The 25160-nt window shown below is 71.4% G+C and carries 22 protein-coding genes; 7 read left to right on the forward strand and 15 right to left on the reverse strand.

All coding sequences use genetic code 11. The features are described from left to right. Positions 1-654: TonB family protein (locus tag WDZ95_RS14645; protein WP_425779419.1), on the forward strand; the 654-nt coding region annotated here is incomplete at its 5' end. Positions 655-940: 286 nt separating this feature from the next. Further along, on the forward strand, positions 941-1600 hold the full coding sequence (locus tag WDZ95_RS14650; protein ID WP_166228745.1) for a peroxiredoxin: 660 nt from the start codon (positions 941-943) through the stop codon (positions 1598-1600). Here the strand turns inward: WDZ95_RS14650 and WDZ95_RS14655 are convergent, their stop codons facing one another. The 12 genes from WDZ95_RS14655 to WDZ95_RS14710 form a co-directional block, all read right to left on the reverse strand. Beyond that, the gene (locus tag WDZ95_RS14655; protein WP_425779422.1) at positions 1601-2047 is read right to left on the reverse strand and encodes a hypothetical protein; all 447 of its coding nucleotides are present in this window, start codon (positions 2045-2047) and stop codon (positions 1601-1603) included. Positions 2048-2129: 82 nt separating this feature from the next. Continuing rightward, the gene (locus tag WDZ95_RS14660; RefSeq protein WP_425779423.1) at positions 2130-2912 is read right to left on the reverse strand and encodes a trypsin-like peptidase domain-containing protein; all 783 of its coding nucleotides are present in this window, start codon (positions 2910-2912) and stop codon (positions 2130-2132) included. Beyond that, the gene (gshB, locus tag WDZ95_RS14665) at positions 2909-3859 is read right to left on the reverse strand and encodes a glutathione synthase (protein ID WP_425779425.1); all 951 of its coding nucleotides are present in this window, start codon (positions 3857-3859) and stop codon (positions 2909-2911) included. The genes WDZ95_RS14660 and gshB overlap by 4 nt, the downstream gene beginning before the upstream one ends. After that, entirely contained in the window at positions 3856-5046 is a 1191-nt protein-coding gene (locus WDZ95_RS14670) for a benzoate/H(+) symporter BenE family transporter (RefSeq protein WP_425779427.1), read from the reverse strand. The genes gshB and WDZ95_RS14670 overlap by 4 nt, the downstream gene beginning before the upstream one ends. Before the next feature lie 112 nt (positions 5047-5158). Continuing rightward, the gene (locus WDZ95_RS14675) at positions 5159-7030 is read right to left on the reverse strand and encodes a potassium transporter Kup (protein ID WP_166228755.1); all 1872 of its coding nucleotides are present in this window, start codon (positions 7028-7030) and stop codon (positions 5159-5161) included. Between the two features lie 138 nt (positions 7031-7168). Next, complete coding sequence (gene gshA / locus WDZ95_RS14680) at positions 7169-8461, reverse strand: glutamate--cysteine ligase (protein WP_166228757.1); 1293 nt, start codon at positions 8459-8461, stop codon at positions 7169-7171. Between the two features lie 58 nt (positions 8462-8519). Then, complete coding sequence (locus WDZ95_RS14685; protein ID WP_425779430.1) at positions 8520-9674, reverse strand: acyltransferase family protein; 1155 nt, start codon at positions 9672-9674, stop codon at positions 8520-8522. Between the two features lie 2 nt (positions 9675-9676). Continuing rightward, positions 9677-10066 (reverse strand): RidA family protein, encoded by a 390-nt coding sequence (locus tag WDZ95_RS14690; protein ID WP_425779432.1) that lies wholly within the window; start codon positions 10064-10066, stop codon positions 9677-9679. Positions 10067-10068: 2 nt separating this feature from the next. After that, positions 10069-10428 (reverse strand): DUF1304 domain-containing protein, encoded by a 360-nt coding sequence (locus WDZ95_RS14695; RefSeq protein WP_425779434.1) that lies wholly within the window; start codon positions 10426-10428, stop codon positions 10069-10071. Between the two features lie 69 nt (positions 10429-10497). Next, positions 10498-10989, reverse strand: a complete 492-nt coding sequence (locus WDZ95_RS14700) for a GNAT family N-acetyltransferase (RefSeq protein ID WP_425779436.1) — start codon at positions 10987-10989, stop codon at positions 10498-10500. An 11-nt stretch (positions 10990-11000) separates the two neighbouring features. Continuing rightward, positions 11001-11615 (reverse strand): DUF6151 family protein, encoded by a 615-nt coding sequence (locus tag WDZ95_RS14705; RefSeq protein ID WP_425779438.1) that lies wholly within the window; start codon positions 11613-11615, stop codon positions 11001-11003. Between the two features lie 7 nt (positions 11616-11622). Further along, positions 11623-12903, reverse strand: coding sequence for a glutamate-5-semialdehyde dehydrogenase (locus tag WDZ95_RS14710; protein ID WP_166228767.1), 1281 nt, complete (start codon positions 12901-12903; stop codon positions 11623-11625). Between the two features lie 180 nt (positions 12904-13083). Here WDZ95_RS14710 and WDZ95_RS14715 point away from each other — a divergent pair, with 180 nt between their 5' ends. The 5 genes from WDZ95_RS14715 to WDZ95_RS14735 all read left to right on the forward strand — a co-directional run bounded on the left by WDZ95_RS14715 (position 13084) and on the right by WDZ95_RS14735 (position 21665). Next, positions 13084-16749, forward strand: coding sequence for an Ig-like domain-containing protein (locus tag WDZ95_RS14715; RefSeq protein ID WP_425779440.1), 3666 nt, complete (start codon positions 13084-13086; stop codon positions 16747-16749). A 133-nt stretch (positions 16750-16882) separates the two neighbouring features. Beyond that, on the forward strand, positions 16883-17368 hold the full coding sequence (locus WDZ95_RS14720) for a MarR family winged helix-turn-helix transcriptional regulator (RefSeq protein WP_166228771.1): 486 nt from the start codon (positions 16883-16885) through the stop codon (positions 17366-17368). Then, entirely contained in the window at positions 17365-18807 is a 1443-nt protein-coding gene (locus WDZ95_RS14725; RefSeq protein WP_425779442.1) for an efflux transporter outer membrane subunit, read from the forward strand. Before WDZ95_RS14720 ends, WDZ95_RS14725 begins: the two co-directional genes overlap by 4 nt. A gap of 42 nt (positions 18808-18849) precedes the next feature. Next, the gene (locus WDZ95_RS14730; RefSeq protein ID WP_425779444.1) at positions 18850-20079 is read left to right on the forward strand and encodes an efflux RND transporter periplasmic adaptor subunit; all 1230 of its coding nucleotides are present in this window, start codon (positions 18850-18852) and stop codon (positions 20077-20079) included. A 2-nt stretch (positions 20080-20081) separates the two neighbouring features. Further along, positions 20082-21665: a DHA2 family efflux MFS transporter permease subunit gene (locus tag WDZ95_RS14735; protein WP_425779446.1), complete on the forward strand. Its 1584-nt coding sequence runs from the start codon at positions 20082-20084 to the stop codon at positions 21663-21665. A 21-nt stretch (positions 21666-21686) separates the two neighbouring features. On the opposite strand, the gene WDZ95_RS14740 is transcribed toward WDZ95_RS14735, so the two are convergent. The 3 genes from WDZ95_RS14740 to WDZ95_RS14750 all read right to left on the reverse strand — a co-directional run bounded on the left by WDZ95_RS14740 (position 21687) and on the right by WDZ95_RS14750 (position 25159). Beyond that, on the reverse strand, positions 21687-22151 hold the full coding sequence (locus WDZ95_RS14740; protein WP_425779448.1) for a CreA family protein: 465 nt from the start codon (positions 22149-22151) through the stop codon (positions 21687-21689). 61 nt (positions 22152-22212) lie between these two features. Further along, a complete protein-coding gene (locus WDZ95_RS14745) occupies positions 22213-23814 on the reverse strand; it encodes a gamma-glutamyltransferase family protein (RefSeq protein WP_425779450.1) in 1602 nt (533 codons plus the stop codon). Between the two features lie 28 nt (positions 23815-23842). Then, positions 23843-25159 carry a TRAP transporter large permease gene (locus tag WDZ95_RS14750; RefSeq protein ID WP_425779950.1) on the reverse strand — a complete coding sequence of 439 codons (1317 nt, stop codon included), beginning with the start codon at positions 25157-25159 and terminating at the stop codon, positions 23843-23845. Between the last annotated feature and the right edge of the window lies 1 nt (position 25160).

The raw sequence follows: 25160 nt of genomic DNA on the forward strand, positions 1-25160 counted from the left end.
GCCCGTCAAGAAGCGGCCCGTCAAGAAGCGGCCCGTCAAGAAGCGGCCCGTCAGCAGGCCGCTGCAGCGCAAGCCGCACGGGCGGAAGCCGCACGCCAGAAGGAGGCGCAGGCCGCTGCCGCCCAGGCCGAGGCGGCCCGCGCAGAGGCTGCTCGCGCCGAGGCCGCCGCCCGGGCCCAGGCCGAGCGCGACGAGCACGAGGCCCGGCGCGAGGCGCGGCTGCGCGAGATCGGGCGCCAGCTCAACGAAGAGGCCGCGCGGCGCGAGGCCGAGTCGCGGCGCGATCCCTCGGCCAGCCCGCTGCGCCGCGCGCGCCTGCTCGGGCGCGTCGACGCCAACGAAGACCTGGTTCGCTATGGCGAGGCCTTCGCTCAACGCATCCAGATGAACCCCTCGGCCCTGGACCCGGTGCGCGAGGCCATCCGGCAGCGCCACACCGACCCGGTGGTCACGGTCGCGGTGCGCAGCGACGGCTCGGTGGAATCGGTGACCCTGGTGCGCTCGAGCGGCGTGCCCGCGATCGACGAAGCCATCGCGCGCATCGTGCAGGGCCTGGCCAACTACCCGCCCTTCCCGCCCAACCTCGCGCGCCAGTACGACGTGGTCGAGATCCGCCGCAGCTGGCACTTCGACGTCGCGGTCCGTCTGTACTGACGCCCCCACGCTCCGCCGCTGCGCGGGTCGCGAGGCCTTGCAGGCCGCGGCGCTGCCGGAGTCAGCGCCTCTTCGCCCCGTCCGAGCCTGCGCAGGCAGGCTCGGAGCCGCGGGGCTCAGCCCCGAGGGGGCTGATCTGCCTTGGGGCGGCCCGGCGGCAGATCCCGTCGGCCGATCCCAGCGCCAAGCACCTGCCGTGCGCAGGGTTGCCCGGCCCGCGGCGTCGACAGCGGCGTGCGATCTGCGCAAACTGGTGGGCTCCATCCACCGCCGCCAGGAGCCCGCCATGTCGCTTCGCATCAACGACACCGCCCCGAATTTCACCGCGCTCACCACGCACGGCCCGATCGACTTCCACGAGTGGATCGGCGACCAGTGGGCCATCCTGTTCTCGCACCCCAAGGACTTCACGCCGGTGTGCACCACCGAGCTCGGCTACATGGCGCGCATCGAGCCCGAGTTCACCAAGCGCAACGCCAAGCTCATCGGCCTGTCGGTCGACCCGGTGGACAGCCACGGCAAGTGGGTCGCCGACATCGAAGAAACGCAGGGCGCGGCGGTGAAGTACCCGATGATCGGCGACGTCGACCTCCAGGTGGCCAAGCTCTACAACATGCTGCCTGCCGAAGAGCCCGGCACGGCCGACGGCCGCACCGCGGCCACCAACGCCACGGTGCGCTCGGTCTTCGTCATCGGCCCCGACAAGAAGATCAAGCTGATGCTCACCTACCCCATGACCACGGGCCGCAACTTCGACGAGATCCTGCGCGTGCTCGACTCGATGCAGCTCACAGCGAAACACAAGGTGGCCACCCCGGCCAACTGGACCCAGGGGCAGGACGTGATCATCGCGGGCTCGGTGAGCGACGAGGACGCCAAGAAGCTCTTCCCCGATGGCTGGAAGGCGCCCAAGCCCTACCTGCGCATCGTCAAGCAGCCGCGCTGATCAGGGCTGGTAACAGGCGCCGCTGGCGTCGTGGTGGATGCCGATCAGGTCACCGCCCGCGCCGCCCCAGACGTTGCCGCCCGTGAAGATCAGGCAGCCTTCGCCCCGGTAGAGCACCTGCATGCGGCGCGCGTCGTTGCCGAAGTAGAACGGGATCCAGCGCTTGCCCGATTCGTAGGTGTGCAGCCGGTCGGGCGCACGCCCCAGCAGCGCTTGCGTCTCCTGCATGTCCATGCCGATGCGCAGTTGCGCGAAGCGGCTGCCCGGGCGCGCGGCGCCCGTGATCTCACCCTGGTAGGAACCGTCGCGCGAGGTGGCGGTCTGCGTGTCGGGCCCGCTTCGGGCCGCGGAGGCCTCGCTGGCCACCGGGGCCTGGCGGGTGCCGCACGCGCTCAGCACGAGGGACGAAAACAGCACGGTGAAGGCAAGGCGGGTGTGAAGGCGCATGGGCAGACCCGGAAGTGGAAAGGGCCTGCAGTGTGTGCGACGCCCCGCGCCGCCCCATACCCCGGTATGGGCGCGCCTGCGCTCAGGCGCCAGGGGCCGGCGCGTCGGCGGCGGCCGGCGCGGGCGGGTCTTCGGTGAGCGTGAGCAGGATGTCGGCGTACCAGGCGCAGTTCAGGCCCAGCGATTCGTCGAGCTCGCGGTCGCGGTTGCCCATGTCCATGCGCGACGAATGCACGCCGAGCAGGCGCCAGGGCAGCGGCACGGTGGCCGCGCGCGGCGCCGGGTCGCGCATGACCACGGGCGCGCCGCTGATGCCGCGGTGCGCGCGGGCGTCGGTGAGGAACAGGCCCTGGCCCTGGAAGCGGATGCCGAAGGGCGAGGCCATGGCCGCGCGGCGCAGCACGGGCAACTGGTGCACCGTGTCCTGGAAGCCCAGCGGAAAACCCACGATGAACAGGTTGGCGTCCACCGGCACGGTGTCGAAGTCGCGCACCAGGTGCTCGGGCGTGAACGCATAAACGATCGCGTTCGCCGGCAACGCAGACTGGTCGAGTTCGATCACCGCCACGTCGATGTCGCCGCCACCGTCCTGGCCCTGGTGCCACACCGCGGTGCCGTCGGCGTAGAGCGGGATGGAAAACGCGGTGCACTGCGTGAGGTCCTGCGCGTCCAGGTGCAACACGATCTCGATGCGGTCGGGGTGGTGCTGGCTGTCCTCGTCGATCAGCACGTGGCGGCTGGTGGCCAGGAACAGGCGGTCGTTGCGCCGGAAGAAGAAGCCGCTGGCATGGGTTAGCCCCTGCCCGCCCTTGAAGGTCGAGATCCGGGGCGTGGCCAGGAACAGCGGATCGACCGGCGGGTTCATGCCAGGGCGCGCTCCAGCGCGTCGACGAACATGGCCGGCACGTCGAAGCCGGTCTGTTGCTGGATCTCCTGGAAGCAGGTCGGGCTGGTGACGTTGATCTCGGTCACGCGGTTGCCGATCATGTCCAGCCCCACGAGCAGCAGGCCGCGCGCGGCCAGCACGGGCGCCATGGCCTCGGCCACGGCACGGTTGTCGTCGGACAGCGGCTGCGCCACGCCCTTGCCACCCGCGGCGAGGTTGCCACGCACCTCGGTGCCCTGCGGGATGCGCGCGAGCACGAAGGGCGCCACCTGGCCGCCGATGAGCAGCAGGCGCTTGTCGCCCTGCGCGATCTCGGGCAGGTAGCGCTGCACCATCACGCTCGTGGCGCCACCCTGGTTGAGCGTTTCCACGATGGCGCCGAGGTTCAGGCCATCGTCGCGCACGCGGAAAATGCCCATGCCACCCATGCCGTCGAGCGGCTTGAGGATCACGTCGCGGTGCTCGGCGTGGAAAGCGCGCACGTCGTCGGCCGAGCGCGTGACCAGCGTGGGCGGCGCGAACTGCGGCCATTCCATCAGCGCGAGCTTTTCGGGGTGGTCGCGCAGCGCCGAGGGCTTGTTGAACACGCGCGTGCCTTCGCGCTCGGCCTGCTCGAGCAGGTGGGTGGCGTAGAAGAACTCGCTGTCGAAGGGCGGGTCCTTGCGCATGAGGACGGCGTCGAAGCCCGCCAAGGCCTCGCGGCCCTCGCCCGTCACCTCGAACCAATGGTCCAGAGCACCGGTGAGGCGCAGGTGGCGCACGGGCGCCGTCACGCGGCCGCCGCTGACCCATTGCAGGTGGCGCGGCTCGCAGGCGGCGAGCGCATGGCCGCGCCGCTGCAGCTCGCGCATCATGGCGAAGGTGCTGTCTTTGTAGGTCTTGAAGGCTTCGAGCGGGTCGGCAACGACCAGGATCTTCTTCGTCATGGGCGGGTGGGTTTTTGGGGGACGCCGTACTGTTGCACAAAGAGCGCGAGGGCACCGGCCACCACCCCCCAAAAGGCCGATCCGATGCCGGCGATCACCACGCCGCTGAGCGTGACGAGAAAGGTGATGAGCGCGGCCTCGCGGTGCCGCTCGTCCTGCAGCGCGGTGTGCAAGCCACCGCCGATGCTGCCCAGCAGGGCAATGCCCGCGATCGCCATCACGAGTTCGCGGGGAAAGGCAATCAGCATGCCCGTGACCAGCGCGCCCACCAGGCCCACGGCCAGGTACAGCCCGCCGCACACCACGGCCGCGGTGTAGCGCTTGTCGCGGTCGGGGTGCGCCTCGGGCCCCATGCAGATGGCCGCGGTGATGGCCGAGAGGTTGAGCGCGAAGGCGCCGAAGGGCGCAAGCACCAGCGTGGCGATGCCCGTGACCGTGAGGATGCGCGAGATCGGCATGTCGTAGCCCGCGGCCCGGATGGCCGCCACACCCGGCAGGTTCTGCGAGGCCATGGTGACGATGAACAGCGGCAGCGCCAGGCTGGTGAAGGCCGCGACACTGAACTGCGGCGCGGTGAACACCGGTACGGCCCATTCGAGCGTGAGCGCGCCCGCGTTGAAGCGGCCCGTGGCCAGCACCTGCACCACACCCGCCACCAGCGTGAACACCACCGCGTAGCGCGGCGCGAGGCGGCGCGCCAGCAGGTACACCAGCAGCATCAGCACCACCAGCGTCAGCGCGGTCTGCGCCGCGCCGAAGGCCTGCAGGCCGAAGCGCGCAAGCACCCCGGCGAGCAGCGCCGCGGCCACCGCCATGGGGATGCGGTTCATCACGCGTTCGAACCAGCCGGTGGCGCCCGCGAGTGTGATGAGCGCGCCGCAGATCAGGAAGGCCCCGATGGCCTCGGCCATGCAGAAGCCGCCCGCCAGCCCCGCGCTCGCGAGCACGGCCGCGCCGGGCGTGCTCCAGGCCACCATCACGGGTTGGCGCAGGATCAGCGAGGGAATGGCCGAGCACAGGCCCATGCCCAGGCCCAGGGCCCACATCCACGAGGTGATCTGCGCGGGTGTGGCGCCGAAGGCCTGGGCAGCCTGGAAGACGATGGCCACCGAGCTCGTGAAGCCCACGAGCACGGCCACGAAGCCCGCGGTGGCGGCGGACAGACTGAGGTCGCGGAAGAAGCGCATCGCGCGATTCTGCCGGCGAACGTGGGGGACAGCGATCCGGCGCCGGGCCGCCCCAAGCCGGATCAGCCCCCTCGGGGGGCAGCGACCCGCGCAGCGGCGGAGCGTGGGGGCCTCAGATCTCGACCTTGGAGCCGAGCTCGATCACCGCGTTGGTGGGCAGGTTGAGGAAGGCCGCGGCACCGGCCGCGTTGTGGTGCATGGACGCGAACAGCTTTTCACGCCAGGGCGCCATGCCGCTGCCCAGCGTGGGCGTGACCACGTCGCGCGAGAGGAAGTAGCTCGTGGTCATGGGCTCGAGCTCGCAGCCGCGCAGGCGCAGGGGCTCGAGCGCCGCGGGCACGTCGGGGTCGTTCTTGAAGCCGTAGTGGATGGTCACGGCCCAGCAGTCGTGCCCCAGCGGCTGCACCTCGAGCCGCTCGCTCAGGCCGATCCACGGCACCGGGTGCGGCCGCACGGTGACGAACAGGTTCTGCTCGTGCAGCACCTTGTTGTGCTTGAGGTTGTGCAGCAGCGCATTGGGCACGATGCCCGGTTCGGCCGTGAGGAACACCGCCACGCCGGGCACGCGCAGGGGCGGATCGACGAACACCGCGTCGAGGAAGCCGCCGAGCTCCAGCGCCTCGGCGTGCTGGGCCTTGGACACCAGCTCGCGGCCCTGCTTCCAGGTCATCATGAGCGTGAACACCGCGCCCCCGATCAGCAGCGGGAACCAGCCGCCCTGGAACAGCTTGAGCATGTTCGAGCTGAAGAAGGCCAGGTCGATCATGAAAAACACGCCGGTGGCGGCCACGCACAGCCACAGCGGGTACTTCCAGCCGTAGCGGATGACGAAGAAGGTCAGCACCGTGGTGATGAGCATGTCGAGCGTGACCGCGATGCCGTAGGCGGACGCGAGGTTGCTCGAGGACTTGAACATCACCACCGCGAGCACGATGGCGGTGAACAGCGCCCAGTTCACGAACGGGATGTAGATCTGCCCGGTGTCGCGCACGCTGGTGTGGCGCAGGTTCAGGCGCGGCAGGTAGCCGAGCTGGATGGCCTGCTTGGTCACGCTGAAGGCGCCCGAGATCAGCGCCTGCGACGCGATCACCGTGGCCAGCGTGGCCAGGCCCACGAGCGGCAGCAGCGCCCAGGCCGGTGCCATGCGGAAGAAGGGGTTGCTCACCGCGCTGGGGTCGGCCAGCAGCAGCGCGCCCTGGCCGAAGTAGTTGAGCGTGAGCGAGGGCATCACCACCGAGAACCAGGCCAGGCGGATCGGCTTCTTGCCGAAGTGGCCGAGGTCGGCGTAGAGCGCTTCGGCGCCGGTCACGCACAGCACCACCGCGCCCAGGATGATGAAGGTGGTGCCCGGCTGCAGCACCATGAAGCGCAACGCGTGGTGCGGGCTGAGCGCACCCAGGATCTCGGGGTGGTCGACGATGTGCGACACGCCGAGCACCGCGATCGCGCCGAACCACAGCAGCGTGATCGGCCCGAAGTAGCGGCCGATGCCGCCGGTGCCGCGCTTTTGCACCGCGAACAGCACGAACAGCACGATCAGCGTGAGCGGCACCACGTAGTGGTGCAGCGCGGGCGAGATCACGGTCAGGCCTTCAACGGCCGAGAGCACCGAGATCGCGGGCGTGATGACGCCGTCGCCGTAGAACAGCGAGGTGCCGAAGATGCCGATGGCCATGAGCGTGCGGCGCAGCGCGGGCTTGTCGTGCACGGCGTTCGCGGCCAGCGCGAGCATGGCGATCAGTCCGCCCTCGCCCGCGTTGTCGGCGCGCAGCACGAGCAGCACGTACTTGAGCGACACGATGGTGGTGAGCGTCCAGAACAGGATGGACAGCACGCCATACACGTTGTCGTGCGTGAAGGGCACGTGGCCGGATCCGAAGACCTCCTTGACGGCGTACAGCACGCTGGTGCCGATGTCGCCGTAGACCACACCGATGGCGCCCAGCGTAAGGGCGGCCAGCGAAGACGGAGCGCGGGAATTCAAGCGAAGAACCCCACCGCGGGGTCGTGGGGCGTGTGCTCAGAGGATGCGGATTCTGCCCTTGCGCCCTGGGCGGCGCCATGGGCAGTCGGCCCTAAACCGCCCGCGGCGTGCGGTTTGTTGCGCCGCAGCAACCGCCGCTCAATCGAGGTTCTCGGCCTCGGGGTCGGTGGCTTCGAGCTCATAGCTGGCCGCGAGCATGGCCAGGCGGCCGATCACGCCGTACATGTAGAAGCGGTTGGGCACGCTGGCGCCGGGCTTGACGCCGGGCTGCGGCAGTTGCGCGCTCTGCTCGAAGGCCAGCGGCACGAAGCTCGAGCCCGGCGCGTTGAGGTTTTCGTCCTCGCCGCGCTCGGCGTGGATGCGGTAGAAGCCACCCACCACGTAGCGGTCCATCATGTAGACGACCGGCTCGGCCACGGCGCTGTTGATGCGCTCGTGCGTGAGCACGCCTTCCTGGATGATGACCTCGGTGACGGTCTGGCCGGCCTGCCCCGTGCCCATGCGCGCGCGCGCCTTGGGCGTGAGGTTGTCGATGTCCTTGACGTCGCGCACGGTCATGATGCCCATGCCGCCCGTGCCGTTGTCGGCCTTGACCACCACGAACGGCTTTTCGTTGATGCCGTATTCCTTGTACTTGCGGCGCACCTTGGTGAGCAGCGCGTCGGTGTTGCTGCGCAGGCATTCCAGGCCGGCGTCGGACGAAAAATCGACCTCGCCGCACTGGTTGAACAGCGGGTTGATGAGCCACGGGTCCATGCCCAGCAGCTTGCCGAAGCGCTTGGACACCTCTTCGTAGGCCTTGAAGTGCGTGCTCTTGCGGCGCGTGGGCCAGCCCGCGTGCAGCGGCGGCAGCAGGTACTGCTCGTGCAGGTCTTCGAGGATGCCGGGCACACCGGCCGAGAGGTCGGTGTTGAGCACGATGGTGCAGGGGTCGAAGTTCTTGAGCCCGAGGCGGCGCTTGCCGCGCTGCAGCGGCTCGAGCGTGACCTGGCTGCCGTCGGGCAGGTCGATCTTCGTGGGCGCGGTGATCTCGTTGGACAGCGAACCCAGCCGCACGTTGAGGCCGGCCATGTAGAAGATCTTCTGCAGCGTGGCCAGGTTGCTCAGGTAGAAGGTGTCGCGCACGTTCTCGGGCACCAGCAGCAGGCTCTTGGCCTCGGGGCAGATCTTCTCGATCGCCGCCATGGCCGCCTGCACCGCGAGCGGAATCATCTCGGGCGTGAGGTGGTTCCAGCCGCCGGGGAACAGGTTGGTGTCCACCGGCGCAAGCTTGAAGCCCGCGTTGCGCACGTCCACCGAGGTGTAGAAGGGCGGCGTGTGCTCCATCCATTCGAGCCGGAACCAGCGCTCGATCACCGGGGTGGATTCGAGGATGCGCTGCTCGAGCTCGTTGATCGGACCCGTGAGGGCGGTGACGAGGTGGGGAACCATGGTGGGCGTGGGGGACCGGGCGGGAGGGCCAGTGTAAATGGGGTCGGTGAACGGCCGTTCAAGCCGCCGGCCGCGGCGGCCGGCGCGCCAGCCAGGGCGCCAGCAGCCCGGCGAACGCGCGCCGGTACAGGTGGCGCCGGTTTTCGCCCACCGCGGCCAGCAGGCCGGTGACCAGCAGCACCGCGGCCAGCACCCCGGCGTTGCCCCACCAGCCGGCCTGGTGCACGCCGAGCGCGCGCGCCAGCACCAGCAGCGAGAAGTGGATCAGGTAGAAGCTGAAGCTGCGCTCGGCCAGCCAGCGCACGGCCCGCGCCGCGCGCGCGGGCCAGCGCCAGCGCAGGTGGGCGAAGGCCACCACCAGGGCGGCGAACAGCAGCGCCACCACCGCATCGGGCAGCACGTGCACCGTGGAGCCGCCGCTGAAAGGCCGGCCCAGCGCGCCGCCGATGGCGGCGTACAGCGCGCGCGACGCCGCATCGAGCGCGTCGCGCGCACCCGACAGCACAAAGGCGGCGTACGCCCCGGCGCACGCGAGCGCCAGGGCCAGCGCGGCGCGCGGCGACAGCCGCGTGGCCGCCAGCCACCGGCTCAGCGCCACGCCCAGCCACCACATCGGCAACAGCATCAGCACCCAGGGCCCCATGAGCAGCAGCACCAGCGCCGCCGCGGCCCAGCGGGCGGGGCCGCGCACGAAGGCCCAGACGCCGAACAGCAGGTAGTACCAGACCTCGTAGGCCAGCGACCAGTAAGGCTCGGCGGTGAAGGGCTGGGCCACACCCAGCCAGCCCTCGCCCAGGAACAGCCAGTGCATCAGCAGCCGGCGCCAGATGGCCTCGTACTGCCACGCGTAGCCGGCGTAGGTCTCGGGCGACAGCGAGCGGCCCGCGAGGTCGAGCAGCAGCACCAGCAGCAGCGCGGGGACCGCCACCGAGTAGACGCGCGAGAGCCGGGCCAGGGCGTAACCCGCGGCGTCGCCCGGACGCTCGCGCGTGGTGGACGCGATCACGAAGCCCGAAAGCACGAAGAAGGCGATCACGGCGTCGTCGGCCGAGCGCCACCAGGTGAGCGAGAGCGCGGCCGGGGCGACCTCGAGGATCACGGCGTGCCCCAGGTAGACGAAAAACGCCGCGACCACGCGCGACAGGTCGAGCCAGACCGACAGCTCGGGGTCGATCGACCGCGAGCGCTCGCCGACCGCCAGCCCGGCGTGCATGCTCAGTCTCCGCCGCCCTTGAGCGCCGTCACCTCGATCTCGATGCGCATGCGCGGATCGGCCAGGCCGGCGGCGATCATCATGGCCGCGGGGCGGATGTCGCCGAAGAAGCGGCGCAGCACGGGCCAGGTCTTCGGGAATTCGCTGCCGTCGGGCAGCACGTAGGTCACGCGCACCACGTCGCGCAGGCCGGCGCCGGCCTGTTGCAGCGCGGCCTCGATGTTGCGCAGGCACTGCTCGGTCTGCGCCTCGATGCCGTCGGCGATGGTCATGGTGCTGTAGTCGAAACCCGTGGTGCCCGAGACGAACACCCAGTTGCCCTGCACCACGGCGCGCGAGTAGCCGATCTCTTGTTCGAAGGTCGAGCCCGAGGAAATGAGCGTGCGCGCCATGGTCAGACCCCCAGGTAGACGCAGAGCAGGCCCAGCGTGGCGGGCAGCGCCTGCACGAACAGAATGCGCCGGCTCGCCGTGGCCGCGCCGTAGAGCCCCGCCACCAGCACGCACAGCAGGAAGAACACCTTCACCCCGCCGTCGACCGGGCCCAGCCAGAGCCCCCAGAACAGGCCCGCGGCCAGGAAGCCGTTGTACAGGCCCTGGTTGGCCGCGAGCGTGCGCGTCTGCTCGGCGAATTCGGGCGTGAGGCCGAAGGCCTTGCGGCCCCGGGGCGTGTTCCACAGGAACATCTCGAGCACCAGGATGTAGACGTGCAGCAGCGCGATGAGCAGCACGACGGCGTTGGCCAGGGTGAACATGGTGAAAAGCCTCCTCCAGTGGTGCGCGCGATGCTAGCGCCAACGGCCGCCGGGGCGGGTCGCGTCGGTTCAGGGGCGCTCGCGCACGAACAGCTGCTCGTTCACCGGCGTGCCCCACTGCGCGCCGCGCTCGGTGCGGGCCAGCGCGAAGCCGTGCGCTTCGTAGAGGTGGCGCGCCGCCAGCAGTTGATCGAAGGTCCACAGCCGCGTGCGGGGGTAGCCGCGCGCGTCGCACAGCGCCAAGGCCTCGCCGAGCAGTTGCCGCCCCACACCCCGGCCCCGCAGCGCATCGGATGCGATGAACCAGCGCAGCTGCGCGCCCTCGCGCTCGGCCTGGCGGCCGTCGATGGCGATCGAGGCCTCGACGCGTCCGTCCAGCAGCGCGAGCCACAGGCCGTCTCGGCCGTCTTCGTAGCGGGTGCAGAAGGCCGCGAGCTCGCTCGCCACCTGGGCCTCGAAGGCCAGGCCGAAACCGCTGGCGCCGGCGTAGTAACGCGCGTGCAGTTCGGCGATGCGGCCGATGCAGCCCGGCAGGTAACCGCGGTGGATCGCGAACGCCATGCTGCGCGCGCTCAGCCCTCGCCACGCAGGGCGCGGCGCTGCTCGGCCGACAGCACCAGCGGCGCCACGATGGGCGCGCCGGTGTCGGCGCGGCGGAACGGGTTCTGGCGGTAGCGGCCGCTCAGCCGCTCGGGAATGGCCGCGCGCAGGATCTTGAGCACCGCGAACAGCGTGGCCACGGGCGTGGCGCGCACGGGCGCCGATGCCCCCTGGGTGTTCACCGCCACCTCGCAGGGGCCGAACACGGCGTCGAGTTCGGCCTTGCTGCCCGGCAGGCAGGTGCGCACCAGACCCACGTAGGGCACCCGGGGGTCGGGCGGCAGGTTGCCGATGGGCGTGTGGCAGCACGCGGTGTACCAGCGCAGCAGGCCGCCGGGCTTGAGCGACATGCAACGCAGCTGCTCGACACCCTGGGTGAAGTGCACGTGGCGCGGCCGCGTGGCCACCACCTCGGTGCCGCCGCGCGCGTCGAGCACGGTGTCGGCGCGCTCGAGAAATCGCGCGAAGGCCTGGCAGTCGCGGCAGTAGCAGACCGCGCGGCCCGCGACCTGCGGCGATTCGATGTGGCCCTGCACCGCGCCACACGCGCAACGCAGGGGGTGAACCAGATCGACCCGGCGCAGCATGGACGCCTCAGCCGCGCACCTCGCCTTCGCCCAGCACCACGTACTTGAGCGAGGTCAGGCCCTCCACGCCCACGGGGCCGCGGGCGTGGAACTTGTCGGTGCTGATGCCGATTTCGGCGCCCAGGCCGTACTCGAAGCCGTCGGCGAAGCGCGTGCTGGCGTTGACCATCACGCTCGCGGAATCGACCTCGCGCAGGAAGCGCTGCGCGTGCACGTGGTCGGTGGTGAGGATGGCGTCGGTGTGGTGGCTGCTGTAGCGGTTGATGTGCGCGATGGCCTCGTCCACGCCCTCGACCAGCTTGATGCTGATGACCGGCGCGAGGTACTCCTCGAACCAGTCCTGCTCGGTGGCGTCGACCAGTTTCGCGCCGGCCACGCCCGCGAGCAGGGCCCGGCTCCCGGCGCAAACGCGCATCTCCACGCCCTTGGCCGCGAAGATCGCGCCGATCTGCGGCAGGAAATCGGCGGCCACGCCGCGCGCCACGAGCAGGCTCTCGGTGGCGTTGCAGGGGCTGTACTTCTGGGTCTTGGCGTTGTCGGTCACCTTGACCGCCAGGGCCAGGTCGCAGGGGTCGTCGACGTAGGTGTGGCAGTTGCCGTCGAGGTGCTTGATCACGGGCACTTTGGCCTCGGCGCTGATGCGCTCGATCAGGCCTTTGCCGCCGCGGGGAATGATCACGTCCACGTACTGCGGCATGGCGATGAGCTGGCCCACGGCGGCGCGGTCGGTGGTGGGCACGAGCTGCACCGCGTCGGCCGGCAGGCCGGCCTCGAGCAGCGCCTGCTGCACCAGGGCCGCGAGCGCGCGGTTCGAGTCGATGGCCTCGGAGCCGCCGCGCAGGATGGCCGCGTTGCCGCTCTTGATGGCGAGCGAGGCGGCCTCGATGGTCACGTTGGGCCGGCTCTCGTAGATCATGCCGAACACGCCGATGGGCACGCGCATCTGGCCCACGCGGATGCCGCTGGGCATCTGCTTCAGGCCCGAGACCTCGCCGATGATGTCGGGCATGGCCGCGAGCTGCTCGCAACCCTGGGCGCAGGTCTCGAGCACCTTGGGCGTGAGCTTGAGCCGGTCGACCATGGGCTCGGCCAGGCCGTTGGCGCGCGCGCGTTCGAGGTCTTTGGCGTTCTCAGCCGCCAGTGGCGCACCGCTCTCGCGCAGCAGGGCGGCCAGGCGGCGCAGGGCGCGGCCCTTGGTGGCCGCACTGGCCCGCGCCATCAGGCGCGAAGCCGCCAGGGCCTGCTGGCCCAGGGTGTGCATGAGTTCGGTGGTGTTGGTGGCGTTCATGGGCGCGATTTTCGCACCGGGGCGCCAAAGCCCCCAAGCGTGACCAGGGCGTGGTCCCGGGGCGCACCGGATCCTCCTCCAACCGGTGGACGCCACCATGACTTTCGGCACTGGTGGCGCCGCCCCGTCGCTGCGCCAATGGCCTCTTCGGCGCCCATGCGCCTGACAGGAGCCATCGCCATGAAACTCAGGGTCTTCGTCTTGTCGGCGCAGGGCAACCGCGCCGTGGCGGGCGCGCCGGTGAGCCTGGTGCTCACCGTGGCCAAAGCACAGCGCTTCGAACTCGCCACGGCCTTCACCGATCGCCAGGGCTACGCCCGGCTGGAGCTGCGCCAGAACGACAAAGGGCAGCGCCTGCTGGCCGCGCTCGCGGCGGCGGGCGAGCAGGCGGCGAACCAGCCTGTCGCGCTCACGCTGGAGGTGCCCGGCAACCCCGAATGCTCGCGCCTGCTGTTCGAACGCGAGGCCCGCGACCCGCAGCTCGCGCCCAACGCGCCGGTGGCGAGCGCGCCCTGGAACGCGCTGGGCCTGGTGCTCGATGCCGACACGCCCGTGGTGCTGCGCGCCGACAAGCCCGTGGCACGCGGGCCCGAGGGCCGCGTGAGCGAGCCCGACGCCACCGACTACGCGCTGTCGCCGCAGTCCTTCCTGATGCAGCCGCTGGTGCGCACCGGCGACGGCAGCTGCGAACACCTGATGCCGGCAAGCCTGCCCCTGCGCGAGTACACGCTGCACGAGGTGGCGGTGCTCACGCCTGCGCGGGGGCGCGAGCCCGTGAGCGCGCTGCCCAGCGTGGGCGCCGAGCCGGCACAGGACACCCACATCCTCTGGGGCCAGTTGCTCGAGTTCCGCCAGACCTGGCGCTCGCTCGGCCATTCCCTGGGCGAGATCAAGTACAGCCTCACCCTCGCGCCCGGCGAAGCGGTGAAGGTGGCGGTGATCGACTGGAAACGCAGCGACCAGGCCCGGCGCGAGGGCAGCAACAGCAGCAGCGAAGGCCTCACCCACGAGCAGACCGCCGAGCGCGACATCGACGACATCGTGAGCGGGCGCGTGGAGGAGATGCAGCGCGGCGCGTCCATCATGGGCGGGCTCGCAGGCGCCATGGACTTCACCATCCCGCAGTACGGCATCTCGGCGGCCGGACGCCATTCCATCGGTGCGGGTATGGCCTACACGGAGGGCACGCGCGAGGTCGCGGCCTCGGCGCACGAGAACATCCACCAGCAGGTCATGCAGCGCTCCAACCTCGCGCGCACGCAGAACAGCACGGTGGTGGTGCAGGCCACCCAGGCCGAGAGCGACCAACTGGCCACGCGCATCGTGGCCAACATGAACCGCGGCCATGCCCTGTCCATCCTCTACTACGAGATCCTGCGCCATCTGGCCGTGCGCACCGAGTACGTCCGGGCCGACCCCTGCGTGCTGGTGCCGGTCTCGCCCATCGGCTTCGACCGCGGCCTGGCGCGCCGCTACCGCGCGCAGCTCGAGCCCGCGCTGCTCGACCGCCGCCACGCCGCGGGCTTCGACGCGATCGAGCGCATCGCCGCGGGCGCGGGCCAGACCGGCGCGGCGCCGTCCGTCACCCCAGCCGCCCCCGCCGCACCCGACGCGCCTTCGCCGGTGGCCACGCGCTTCGTGGTCACCTTCAGCACCGAATGGCGGCGCAACTACCTGCTCAATGAGTTCGTCGCCCCGGCCGACACCGCGGGCGCCATCCGCGTGCTCGCCGAGCTGGCCGACGGCACGCAAGTGCCCCTGGTGTCGCTCGACAGCCGCCCGCCGGTGCTCGAGCAGTTCACCAACATCTCGCAATTCCCCGCGCAATGGCCGGGCTGGAACGTGGGTCTGGAAGCGCGCAGCGGCGCCAACGGCCCCGCGGGCCGCATCGTCGCCAGCTTCGTGAACACCGCCGCCACGCTGGACCTGCGCCAGTTGCGCCGCATCGTGCTGCGCTGGCGCCGCGTGGGCCCCAACATCCCGGGCGCCGAGCTCGACGGCTGGAACCTGCGCGCGCTCAAGGTCACCGCCCGCACGGTCGACCGCGAGCACGTGCTCGTGGACCACACCTACGCGCTGGCCGACGGGCAGCACGAGCTGTTTCCGCCCACCGCCTCCGACCAGTTCATCGAGAACACCAGCGCGCCGCTGCGCACGCCCGATTTCGGCGCGCCGGCGCCCGCGCCCGGTCCGACGCCGGCGCCCGCGTCGGCAACGGCCGCGGTGCCCGACGAGGTGCTCGCGACCGCGCTTGTCAACCACCTCAATGACAACCGCTTCCACTACGGCGCCCAGGTGTGGCTCAACATGGATCCGCGCGAGCGGCGCATGCGCCTGATGCCCTACGCCGGCCACGTGATGGCGCGCGCCGGCGACCAGCCGCTGGCCATGTCGGGCAACCACCTGGCCTTCCGTTACCACGGCGAACTTCCCGAGGAGCTGCGCGCGGCCGCCGAGGTGGGCACGCCGCCCGCGCCGCGGGAGAGCATCGCCTCGCTGCCCACGCGCGGCGTGTTCGCCGAAGCCCACCTGGGCCAGTGCAACGCGGCCGAGGAGCGCGACATCACGCGCTACTGGGCGTTCGACGAACTGCCCGTCTCGCTGCTGCCCAACATCGACGCGCTCAAGGGGGGTGCACGCGGCAGCATGCCCACCATCACGCCCGACAGCCTGGGCCAGGGCGTGCTCGGCGTGCAGAACTGGCCGGGCTTCCCGGGCGTGGGCGAGGCCGTGGCCAAGGCCCTGGAGCTCATGGGCAAGAGCGACATCTTCCGCGACATGTCGGCCAGGCAGGAGGTGGCGCAGGTGATGGCCAAGCTGATCGAAGCGGCCAAACCACCGGCCCTCAGCGGCGCGGGCGTGGGGGCGGCCTGGGGCGGCACCAGCCCTGCGCCATCGGCCGCGCCGGCCGCGCCGGCCGCAGGCAAGACCGACGCCCCTGCCTCGGGCGTGTCGCTGGACCCGGGCCGCTACGCCGGCAGCCTCGCGCCCACGCAGGCCTTCGACCAGGGCGTGGTCACCGACCGGCTGCTCGACAAGCTCGATCTGCCCCAGCCGGAGAAAGACGAGATCAAGGCCGACCACCTGCGGCAGAACCTCGCGGCGCCGGCCGCGCCGCCCGCCCCGCGCACGGTGGACGTGTTGCTGAGCGCGCGCGTGGCCGACAGCGTGGGCGCCACGCGCGCGCTCAATGGCACCGTCACGCTGTACTTCTTCGGCCCCGGCCATGCGAACCAGACCGCCGGCCCGGTGGCCTCGGCCGTGCTGCAGGTGGAGCGCGGCGTGGCCGTCGGGCGTTCGGTTCAGCTGCCGCCGGCGAGCTACAGCGTGCGCGCGCACTACGAGCCGATGTACGCCGAGAGCGACCTCGCCTTCCTCAACGAACCGCAATTCGCGAGCACCGGCGTGAACCTGCGCGGTCTGGTGAGTCTGGTGCATGACCTGATGCAGCGCGACCTGGGCAGCGAGTTCGCCGAGCTCATCCGCGGCGACAACGTGGTGGTGCAGGGCAAGACCCGCCGCTTGCAGGTGGAACTGAGCGTGGACCTCGCGCCCGATGGCCAGCACAAATTCAGCGCCACGCTGGGCAGCAACGCCGGGGTGACGGTGGACGCCAGCCGCAAGATCGGCTTCGACAGCGACGGCCTGGCCAAGACCGCGGCAGGCATCGCGGGCGCGCTCAAGGGCGCGGGGGCGGCCGCCACGGCGCTGCTGTCGCTGGTACGGCTGCAGTCCAACCTCGACATGGGCGGCAAGCTCAGCAGCAGTGCGGACACCGAGCTCCGGCTCGAATTCACGCCGCGCTACGTGCGCGACGCCTTCATCAAGGTCACCCCTTCGACCTGAGACCCGCCAGCGCACCGCCCGGGGCAATGCCCCTGGCCGCAGCCCCGTCTTTGCCCCGCCGCCGACCCGCGGGTCGCTTCGGCCGTGATTTAATGCCGCGACAATATCTGCCTAGGCAAGTAAATTCACGGCCATGAAATCCCGTCCTCCCGCCACCGCCTTCTACCGGCCCGACTCCCTGCAACCCGACGAAGCCGTGGGCCGGCTCATGCGCCAGATCCTGCTCGCCACCACCGCCGAGGTGGAACGCGAGATGGCCCCGCTGGGCCTGACCGAGGCGCAGTGGATGCCGCTGTTCAAGCTGCACCAGGGCCACGCCTCCACCACCACCGAGCTGGCGCGCGAATGCCGCATCGACACCGGCGCCACCACGCGCATGGTCGACCGGCTCGAAGAAAAGGGCTTCATCGAGCGCGAGCGCTCGGCCGAAGACCGCCGCGTGGTCAAGCTCGCGCTCACCGAGCAGGGCCGCGCCACCGCCGAGCACATCCCGGCCAGCCTGTGCCGGGTGCAGAACGAGCTGCTGCGCGGCTTCACACGCGAGGAGTTCAACACCCTCAAGGCGCTGCTGCGGCGCATGCTCGACAACGCCACCTCGCTGCAGGAGGCCGGCCAATGAACACCGCTGCTTCCTTCACGCGCTGGCTGCTCGCGCCGATCGCGGCCGCCGCGCTGCTCGCGGGTTGCGCGAGCCAGCAGGGCATCGTGCCTTCGAGCGCGCAGCTGCGCGACGCGGCCTCGCTGGGCCTGAGCGCCGAGCAGGCCGCGGCCGAGGTGGCGCCGGTGGCGCCCCAGTGGTGGCACGCGCTCGGCGACGCGCAGCTCGACCGCCTGGTGGACCAGGCGCTGCAGGGCAACCCCAACCTGCGGATGGCGCAGGCCCGCGTGGCGCGCGCGCTGGCGGCCGCCGACGGGGCCGACGCCGCGCGCGGCCCGCAGCTCAATGGCGCCTTCGACGCCACCCACCAGCGCTTCACGGCCAAGGGCATGATCCCGGCGCCGCTGGCCGGCCGCATCGAAGACACCGCCACGCTGCAGCTCAACGGCAGCTGGGAAATCGACTTCTTCGGCAAGCACCGCGCCGCGCTCGACGCCGCGCTCGGCAACGCCCAGGCCGCGCAGGCCGACGCCGCCGCCGCGCGCACCCTGCTCTCGACCAACGTGGTGCGCAGCTACGTGCAGATCGCCCGCCTGCAGGAACAGCGCGCGCTGGCCGAGCGCGCGCTCGCGCAGCGCGAGGCCATGCTGGGCCTGGTGCGCGAGCGCGCCGCGGCCGGCCTCGACGGCGTGCTCGAACTGCGCCAGAGCGAAGGCACCGTGCCCGAGGCGCGCCAGCAGCTCGAGGCCGTGAACGAACAACTGGCGCTGGCGCAGAACGCGCTCGCCGCGCTGATCGGCCAACCCGCGCAGAACCCGCTGCGCTCGCCCGCGCAGCTGGCCGCGCTGCAGCCGCTGCCGGAGCCGCAGGCCCTGCCGGCCGACCTGCTCGGCCGCCGCGCCGACATCGCGGCCGCGCGCTGGCGCGTGCAGGCCGCGGGCAGCGAGGTCGACGCCGCGCGCGCCCAGTTCTATCCCAACATCAACCTCGTGGCCACCGTAGGCCTCTCGAGCATCGGCCTCAACCAGCTGCTGAGCAGCGGCGCGCAGCAATGGGGCATCGGCCCGGCAGTGCGCCTGCCCATCTTCGACGCCGGCCGCCTGCGCGCCAACCTGCGCGGCAGGAACGCCGACCTCGACGCCGCGGTGGAGAGCTACAACGCCGCCGTGATCGAGGCCGTGCACGAGGTGGCCGACCAGCTCGCCTCGGCGCGTTCGGTGGCGCTGCAGCGCGCGCAACAGCAGCAGGCGCTGCAGGCCGCCGAGTCGGCCTACGACATCGCGGGCCAGCGCTACCGCGCGGGCCTCTCGAGCCACCTGCAGCTGCTGTCGGCCGAATCGGCCGTGCTCGCGCAGCGCCGGCTCGACGCCGACCTGCGCGCGCGCACCCTGCAGGCCCAGGTGAACCTGGCACAGGCCCTGGGCGGCGGCTGGCAGGCCGACGCGCCCCAAGCCCGCTGACCCACGCCCCACCGCACACCCCCTTTCTTCCGGACGCTCCCCATGGACCAGAACACCGCCCCCACCCCCGCTCCCGGCAACCCGAACCGCAAGAAGGCGCTGCTCGCCATCGCCGCGGTGGTCGTCTTCGGCGGCCTCGCCGCCGGCGGCTACGAATGGCTGGTCGCCAGCCAGTACGAAACCACCGACAACGCCTACGTGCAGGGCGACCTGGTGCAGATCACGCCGCAGATCGGCGGCACGGTGCAGGCCATCCTGGCCGACGAGACCGACTTCGTGAAGGCCGGCCAGCCGCTGGTCAGGCTCGACCCGGCCGACGCGCAGCTCGCGCTCGAACAGGCCGAGGCCCAGCTCGCGCAGACCGTGCGCCAGGTGCGCAAGCTCTACGCCGACAACGGCGCCTTCGACGCCCAGGCCGCGGCGCGCCAGGCCGACGTGGCGCGCGCGCGCAACGAGGTCGCGCGCGCCAGCGACGACCTGCAGCGGCGCCAGTCGCTCGCGGGCAATGGCGCGGTGTCCAAGGAAGAGCTGCAGCACGCCGAGGCCCAGCTGGCCGCCGCGCGCAGCGCGCAGGCCGCGGCCGAGGCCGCGCTCAACGCCGCGCGCGAACAGCTCGCGAGCAACCGCGCCATGACCGACGGCACCTCGGTCGAACAGCACCCCCTGGTGCAGACCGCCGCCGCCAAGGTGCGCGAGGCCTGGCTGGCCACGCAGCGCCTCACGCTGCCCGCGCCGGTCGACGGCTACGTGGCCAGGCGCACGGTGCAGCTCGGTCAGCGCGTGGCCGCGGGCGCGCCGCTGCTGTCGGTGGTGCCGCTGCAGCAGGTCTGGGTCGACGCCAACTTCAAGGAGGTGCAACTGCGCCACCTCCGCATGGGCCAGCCGGTGGAGCTCACCGCCGACGCCTACGGCAAGCAGGTGCGCTACACCGGCCACGTGGCCGGCCTGGGCGCGGGCACGGGCGCGAGCTTCGCGCTGCTGCCGGCGCAGAACGCCAGCGGCAACTGGATCAAGGTGGTGCAGCGCGTGCCGGTGCGCATCGCGCTCGACCCCGGACAGCTCGAGGCGCACCCGCTGCGTGTGGGCCTCTCCATGGACGTGAAAGTGGACGTGCACCAGCAGAACGGCCGCACGCTGGCCACTGCGCCCGCGAGCAACCGCAGCAGCACGCAGGCCTTCGACCACGCCGCCGGCGACGCCGAGGCGCGCGTGCAGCGCATCATCGACGCCAACCTGGGCCACACCCGCCTGGCCGCGAACAAGGCGGGCTGACCATGGCCAGCGCCCCACCCGCCGCCACCGCGGCGGCGCACACGCCCATTGAAGGCCGCACGCGGCTGTGGGCCACGCTCGCGATCTCGGCCGCCACGTTCATGAACGTGCTCGACACGTCCATCGCCAACGTGTCGCTGCCCGCCATCGCGGGCGACCTCGGCGTGAGCCCCAACCAGGGCACCTGGGTCATCACCAGCTTCGCGGTGGCCAACGCCATCGCGGTGCCGCTCACGGGCTGGCTCACGCAGCGCCTGGGCCAGGTGCGGCTGATGGTGGCCAGCGTGCTGCTGTTCGTGATCGCCTCGCTGCTGTGCGGCCTGGCGCCCAACATGCCCATGCTGATCGCGTTCCGCGTGCTGCAGGGCTTCGTGGCCGGGCCCATGATCCCGCTGTCGCAGGCGCTGCTGCTGCAGAGCTACCCGCGCGAGCAGGCCGGCCGCGCCATGGCGGCCTGGGCCATGACCACGCTGGTGGCGCCCGTGATGGGCCCGCTGCTGGGCGGCTGGATCACCGACAACATCGACTGGCCCTGGATCTTCTACATCAACGTGCCCGTGGGCCTGCTCGCGGCCTTCTTCGTCTGGCGCATCTACCACCGCCGCGAAAGCCCGGTGCGCAAGCTGCCGATCGACCGCGTGGGCCTGGCCCTGCTGGTGCTGTGGATCGCCGCGCTGCAGATGGTGCTCGACCTCGGCAAGGAGCACGACTGGTTCGCCTCGCCGCTGATCACGGGCCTGGCCGTGGTGGCCGCGGTGGGCTTTGCCTTCTTCATCGCCTGGGAGCTCACCGACGAACATCCGGTGGTCGACCTCAAGCTGTTCCAGCGGCGCAACTTCTGGGCCGGCACACTGGCCACCTCGGTGGCCTACGGCCTGTTCTTCGGCAACGTGGTGCTGCTGCCGCTGTGGCTGCAGCAGTACATGGGCTACACCGCCACCGACGCCGGCATGGTGACCGCGCCCGTGGGCCTGCTGGCCATCGTGCTCTCGCCCTTCGTGGGCGCCACCGTGGCCCGGGTCGATCCGCGGCGCTACGTGACCTTCGCCTTCGGCGTGTTCGCGCTGGTGATGCTGCTGCGCTCGCACTTCTCCACCCAGGCCGATTTCGCGACCATCCTGGTGCCCACGATCGTGCAGGGCGTGGCCATGGCCTTCTTCTTCGTGCCGCTGAACACGCTCACGCTCTCGGGCCTCGCGCCCGATCGCATTCCCGCGGCCGCGGGGCTGTCGAACTTCGTGCGCATCACCTTCGGCGCGGTCGGCACCTCGGTGGCCACCACGGTGTGGGAGAGCCGCGCCACGCTGCACCATGCGCAGCTGGCCGAGGCCGTGAACCTGGGCAGCCCGGCCACGCAGGCCACGCTGACCCAGCTCATGGGCGGCGGCATGACGCAGCAGCAGGCGCTCGCCGCGATCGACCGGCTGGTGCAGCAGCAGGCCTTCACGCTCGCGGCCACCGACATCTTCTGGCTGTCGTCCATGCTGTTCCTGGCGCTGATCCCGCTGGTGTGGCTCACGCGCGCGCCGCAGCGTCAGGGGCTGGCATCGGCCGCCGCGGCGGAAGCCGCCGCCGGCGCGCACTGAGCGGGGCCGCGCCGGCGTCCTTCAGCGCAGGGGGATCGGCGTGGCCCGGTCCACCGGCACCACGGTCACCGAGTTCTGCGGCGAGCCTTCGATCAGGCGGTCGGAGTAGGTGAGGTAGACCAGCGCGTTGCGTTTGGGATCGACCATGCGCACGATGCGCTGGCGCTTGAAGACCAGGCTGGTGCGCTCGCTGAAGATCTCTTCCTGCGGCTTGAGCGGCTTGGCGATGGCGATGGCGCCGACCTGGCGGCAGGCGATCGAGGCCTCGGCCTTGTCCTCGGCCAGGCCCAGCGCGCCCTTGATGCCGCCGGTCCTGGCGCGCGAGAGGTAACACGTGACACCGCTCACGCCCGGGTCGTCGTAGGCCTCGACCACGATCTTGTGGTCCGGGCCGATGAACTTGAAGACGGTGTCGACCGAACCGATGTCTTCGGCGTGGGCGGCGAAGGCGAGGCTGGCGGACAGGGCGAACAGATAGCGGCGCATACGGCTCCCGGGGCGGTGCGGTGTTGAGGATGCCCCGACGGTAGCAGCCCCGCGCCCGCGCTCACACCGCGGCCACCGCGCCGTCGCTGCGCGGGTCGGCCGCGCCTTCGATCAGGCCGTCGGCGTGGCGCACCAGCGCACCCGCGTGGCCCATGGTGTCGCTGAAGGCGTCGCCCAGCACTTCCACCACGTGACCGGCGTCGGCCAGCGCGCGCACCAGGCCGGCGTCGAAGCGGCTTTCGAGCTTGAGCGAGGTGCTGCTCGCGCCCCAGGTGCGGCCGAGCAGCCAGCGCGGCGCGCTCACCGCCTGCTGCAGGCCCTGGCCGAAGCGCGCGTAGCGCGTGAACAGCGCGGCCTGCGTCTGCGGCTGGCCTTCGCCGCCCATGGTGCCGAAGGGCATCACGCGGCCGTCGTCGAACAGCGCGAGCGAGGGGTTGAGCGTGTGGAAGGGCTTGCGGCCGGGCTCGAGCGCGTTGAGCGCGGCCGGCTCGAGCGAGAAGCTGGTGCCGCGGTTCTGCCAGCAGACGCCCAGGCCATCGAGCACCGTGCCCGAGCCGAACTCCCAGTACACGCTCTGGATGAAGCTCACCGCGCGGCCTTCGCGGTCGACCACGCCCATCCAGATGGTGTCGCCCGGGCGGCTCGGTTCGGGCCAGGGCAGCGCGCGTTGGGGGTCGATGTCGGCGGCCAGTGCGTCGAGCGCGGCGGGCGTGAGGTGGGCGCGCGGGTCGCCGGGCAGGCGGTCGGGGTCGGTCACGAGGCGGTCGCGCACGCGGAAGGCGCGCTTGGTGGCTTCGACCAGGCCATGCACGTGGGCGAAGGACTCGCCCTGGTCCGCCGCCACGCCCAGGCGCTCGAACAGGCCCAGGATCATCAGCGTGGACAGGCCCTGGGTGGGCGGCGGCAGGTTGTAGACCGTGCTGTCGCCCAGCCGCACCGCAAGCGGCTCGACGAAGCGCGCGCGGTAGGCCGCGAGGTCGGCCGCCGTCACCGGGCTGCCCACGCGCTGCAGCGCAGCGCCCATGCGCGCGCCGATTTCGCCGCGGTAGAAGTCGTCGAGGCCGCGCGTGGCCAGGTGCTGCAGCGTGTCGGCCAGCGCGGGCTGGCGCAGGCGCTGGCCGGGCTTGGGCGGCTCGCCGTCGACCAGGAAGGTGGCGGCGAAGCCGGGCGCATCGCCCAGGCCGTCGCCGAGTTTGGCGCGGGTGAGTCCGGCCTGGCTCGCGGTGACGGCCACGCCCTCGCGCGCGTGCCCGATGGCGGGCGCGAGCAGGCGCGGCAGCCCGAGCGCGCCGCCCCAGCGCGACGAGACCTCGAGCGCACGCGCCCAGCCGCCCACGGTGCCAGCCACGGTGAGCGCGGCCAGCGGGCCGCGCGCGGGGATCGCGCCCAGGCCCTGGTCGCGGTAGAAGCCTGGCGTCGCGGCCTGGGCCGCGGGGCCGCAGGCCTCGATTGCCACCGGCGCCTGCCCGGGTTCGTGGATCAGCCAGAAGCCGTCGCCGCCGATGGCGTTCATGTGCGGGTAGACCACGGCGATGGTCGAGGCCGCGGCCACCATGGCCTCGACGGCGTTCCCGCCGTCGCGCAGCACGTCGCGCGCGGCCTGCGCGGCCAGGTGGTGCGGCGCCACGGCCATGCCGCCGTAGGCCCTGAGGGTGTGGATCATGGTGAAAAGGTCTCCGGGGTGTTCGGGTTCACCAGCCGATCGCCTTGGGCAGCCAGAGCGCGATCTGCGGGAACAGGAACACGAGTATCAGCGTGAGCGCCTGCAAGCCGATGAAGGGCACCACGCCTTTGTAGATGTCCTTGATGTTCACCTCGGGTGGCGCCACCCCCTTGAGGTAGAACAGCGCCCAGCCGAAGGGCGGCGTGAGGAAGCTCGACTGCAGGTTGACCGTGATGAGCATGGCCAGCCACACCGGGTCCACGCCCATGCTGGTGAGGATGGGCAGGAACAGCGGCACGGCGATGTAGCTGATCTCGATCCATTCGACGAAGAAGCCCAGCACGAAGATGATGGCCATGAGGAACCAGATGGCGGTGTTCACGCCACCGGGCAGCTGGTCGAACAGGGCGGCGATCAGGTCTTCGCCGTGCAGGCCGCGAAAGGCCAGCGCGAACACCTGCGCGGTCATCAGGATGAGCATCATCACCGCGGTGATCTTGCTGGTCTCGAGCGCCGTGTCTTTGAGCACCTTCATGTTGAAGCGGCCCGAGAACAGCGTGACCAGCACCGCGCCCACGGCGCCCATGCTCGCGGCCTCGGTGGGCGCGGCCACGCCACCCACGATGGAGCCCAGCACCGCCACCACCAGCATCACCGGCGGCACCAGGACCTTGAAGAAGCGCGTCCACAGCTCGCGGCGCGACACCGCATCGCGCTCGGCCTGGGGTATGGCGGGCATGGTGGCCGGGCGCAGCCAGCCCGTCACCACCAGGTAGGCGATGTAGACCAGCGCGAGCAGCAGGCCCGGGCCCACCGCGGCCGCGAACAGCGTGCCGACCGAGAGCTGCATGATGTCCGAGAGCAGGATCAGGATCAGGCTGGGCGGGATGATCTGGCCCAGCGTGCCCGAGGCGCAGATGACGCCGCAGGCCACGCCCTTGTCGTAGCCGCGCCGGATCAGCGTGGGCAGGGTGAGCAGGCCCAGCGTGATGATGGTGGCGCCCACGATGCCGGTGGTGGCGCCCATGAGCACGCCGAACAGCACGATGCCGATGGCCATGCCGCCCTTGAGCCCGCCCGCGAGGTGGCCCATCACGTCGAGCAGGTCGTCGGCCAGGCGCGATTTCTCGAGCATCACGCCCATGAACACGAACAGCGGAATGGCCATCCACTGGTAGCCGCCGACGATGCCGTAGAAGCGCGCGGGCAGCAGACTGAACAGGGTCTCGCCAAAGCCCAGCCAGCCGAACACGAAGCCCGAGACCGCCAGGCTCACGGCCACCGGAATGCCCAGCATGAGCAGCACGAAGAAGCCGCCCAGCATCATGAGCGCGTAGGTGGACATC

The sequence above is a fragment of the Hydrogenophaga sp. T2 genome, assembly GCF_049843535.1.
GTDB lineage: Bacteria > Pseudomonadota > Gammaproteobacteria > Burkholderiales > Burkholderiaceae_C > Hydrogenophaga > Hydrogenophaga crocea.

Bases quoted from the DNA above. Each gene is read 5' to 3' on its own strand.
- WDZ95_RS14650 (WP_166228745.1), top strand. From the start codon at position 941: ATGTCGCTTCGCATCAACGACACCGCCCCGAATTTCACCGCGCTCACC.
- WDZ95_RS14655 (WP_425779422.1), bottom strand. From the start codon at position 2,047: ATGCGCCTTCACACCCGCCTTGCCTTCACCGTGCTGTTTTCGTCCCTC.
- WDZ95_RS14660 (WP_425779423.1), bottom strand. From the start codon at position 2,912: ATGAACCCGCCGGTCGATCCGCTGTTCCTGGCCACGCCCCGGATCTCG.
- gshB (WP_425779425.1), bottom strand. From the start codon at position 3,859: ATGACGAAGAAGATCCTGGTCGTTGCCGACCCGCTCGAAGCCTTCAAG.
- WDZ95_RS14670 (WP_425779427.1), bottom strand. From the start codon at position 5,046: ATGCGCTTCTTCCGCGACCTCAGTCTGTCCGCCGCCACCGCGGGCTTC.
- gshA (WP_166228757.1), bottom strand. From the start codon at position 8,461: ATGGTTCCCCACCTCGTCACCGCCCTCACGGGTCCGATCAACGAGCTC.
- WDZ95_RS14685 (WP_425779430.1), bottom strand. From the start codon at position 9,674: ATGCACGCCGGGCTGGCGGTCGGCGAGCGCTCGCGGTCGATCGACCCC.
- WDZ95_RS14690 (WP_425779432.1), bottom strand. From the start codon at position 10,066: ATGGCGCGCACGCTCATTTCCTCGGGCTCGACCTTCGAACAAGAGATC.
- WDZ95_RS14695 (WP_425779434.1), bottom strand. From the start codon at position 10,428: ATGTTCACCCTGGCCAACGCCGTCGTGCTGCTCATCGCGCTGCTGCAC.
- WDZ95_RS14700 (WP_425779436.1), bottom strand. From the start codon at position 10,989: ATGGCGTTCGCGATCCACCGCGGTTACCTGCCGGGCTGCATCGGCCGC.
- WDZ95_RS14705 (WP_425779438.1), bottom strand. From the start codon at position 11,615: ATGCTGCGCCGGGTCGATCTGGTTCACCCCCTGCGTTGCGCGTGTGGC.
- WDZ95_RS14710 (WP_166228767.1), bottom strand. From the start codon at position 12,903: ATGAACGCCACCAACACCACCGAACTCATGCACACCCTGGGCCAGCAG.
- WDZ95_RS14715 (WP_425779440.1), top strand. From the start codon at position 13,084: ATGAAACTCAGGGTCTTCGTCTTGTCGGCGCAGGGCAACCGCGCCGTG.
- WDZ95_RS14720 (WP_166228771.1), top strand. From the start codon at position 16,883: ATGAAATCCCGTCCTCCCGCCACCGCCTTCTACCGGCCCGACTCCCTG.
- WDZ95_RS14725 (WP_425779442.1), top strand. From the start codon at position 17,365: ATGAACACCGCTGCTTCCTTCACGCGCTGGCTGCTCGCGCCGATCGCG.
- WDZ95_RS14730 (WP_425779444.1), top strand. From the start codon at position 18,850: ATGGACCAGAACACCGCCCCCACCCCCGCTCCCGGCAACCCGAACCGC.
- WDZ95_RS14735 (WP_425779446.1), top strand. From the start codon at position 20,082: ATGGCCAGCGCCCCACCCGCCGCCACCGCGGCGGCGCACACGCCCATT.
- WDZ95_RS14740 (WP_425779448.1), bottom strand. From the start codon at position 22,151: ATGCGCCGCTATCTGTTCGCCCTGTCCGCCAGCCTCGCCTTCGCCGCC.
- WDZ95_RS14745 (WP_425779450.1), bottom strand. From the start codon at position 23,814: ATGATCCACACCCTCAGGGCCTACGGCGGCATGGCCGTGGCGCCGCAC.
- WDZ95_RS14750 (WP_425779950.1), bottom strand. From the start codon at position 25,159: ATGTCCACCTACGCGCTCATGATGCTGGGCGGCTTCTTCGTGCTGCTC.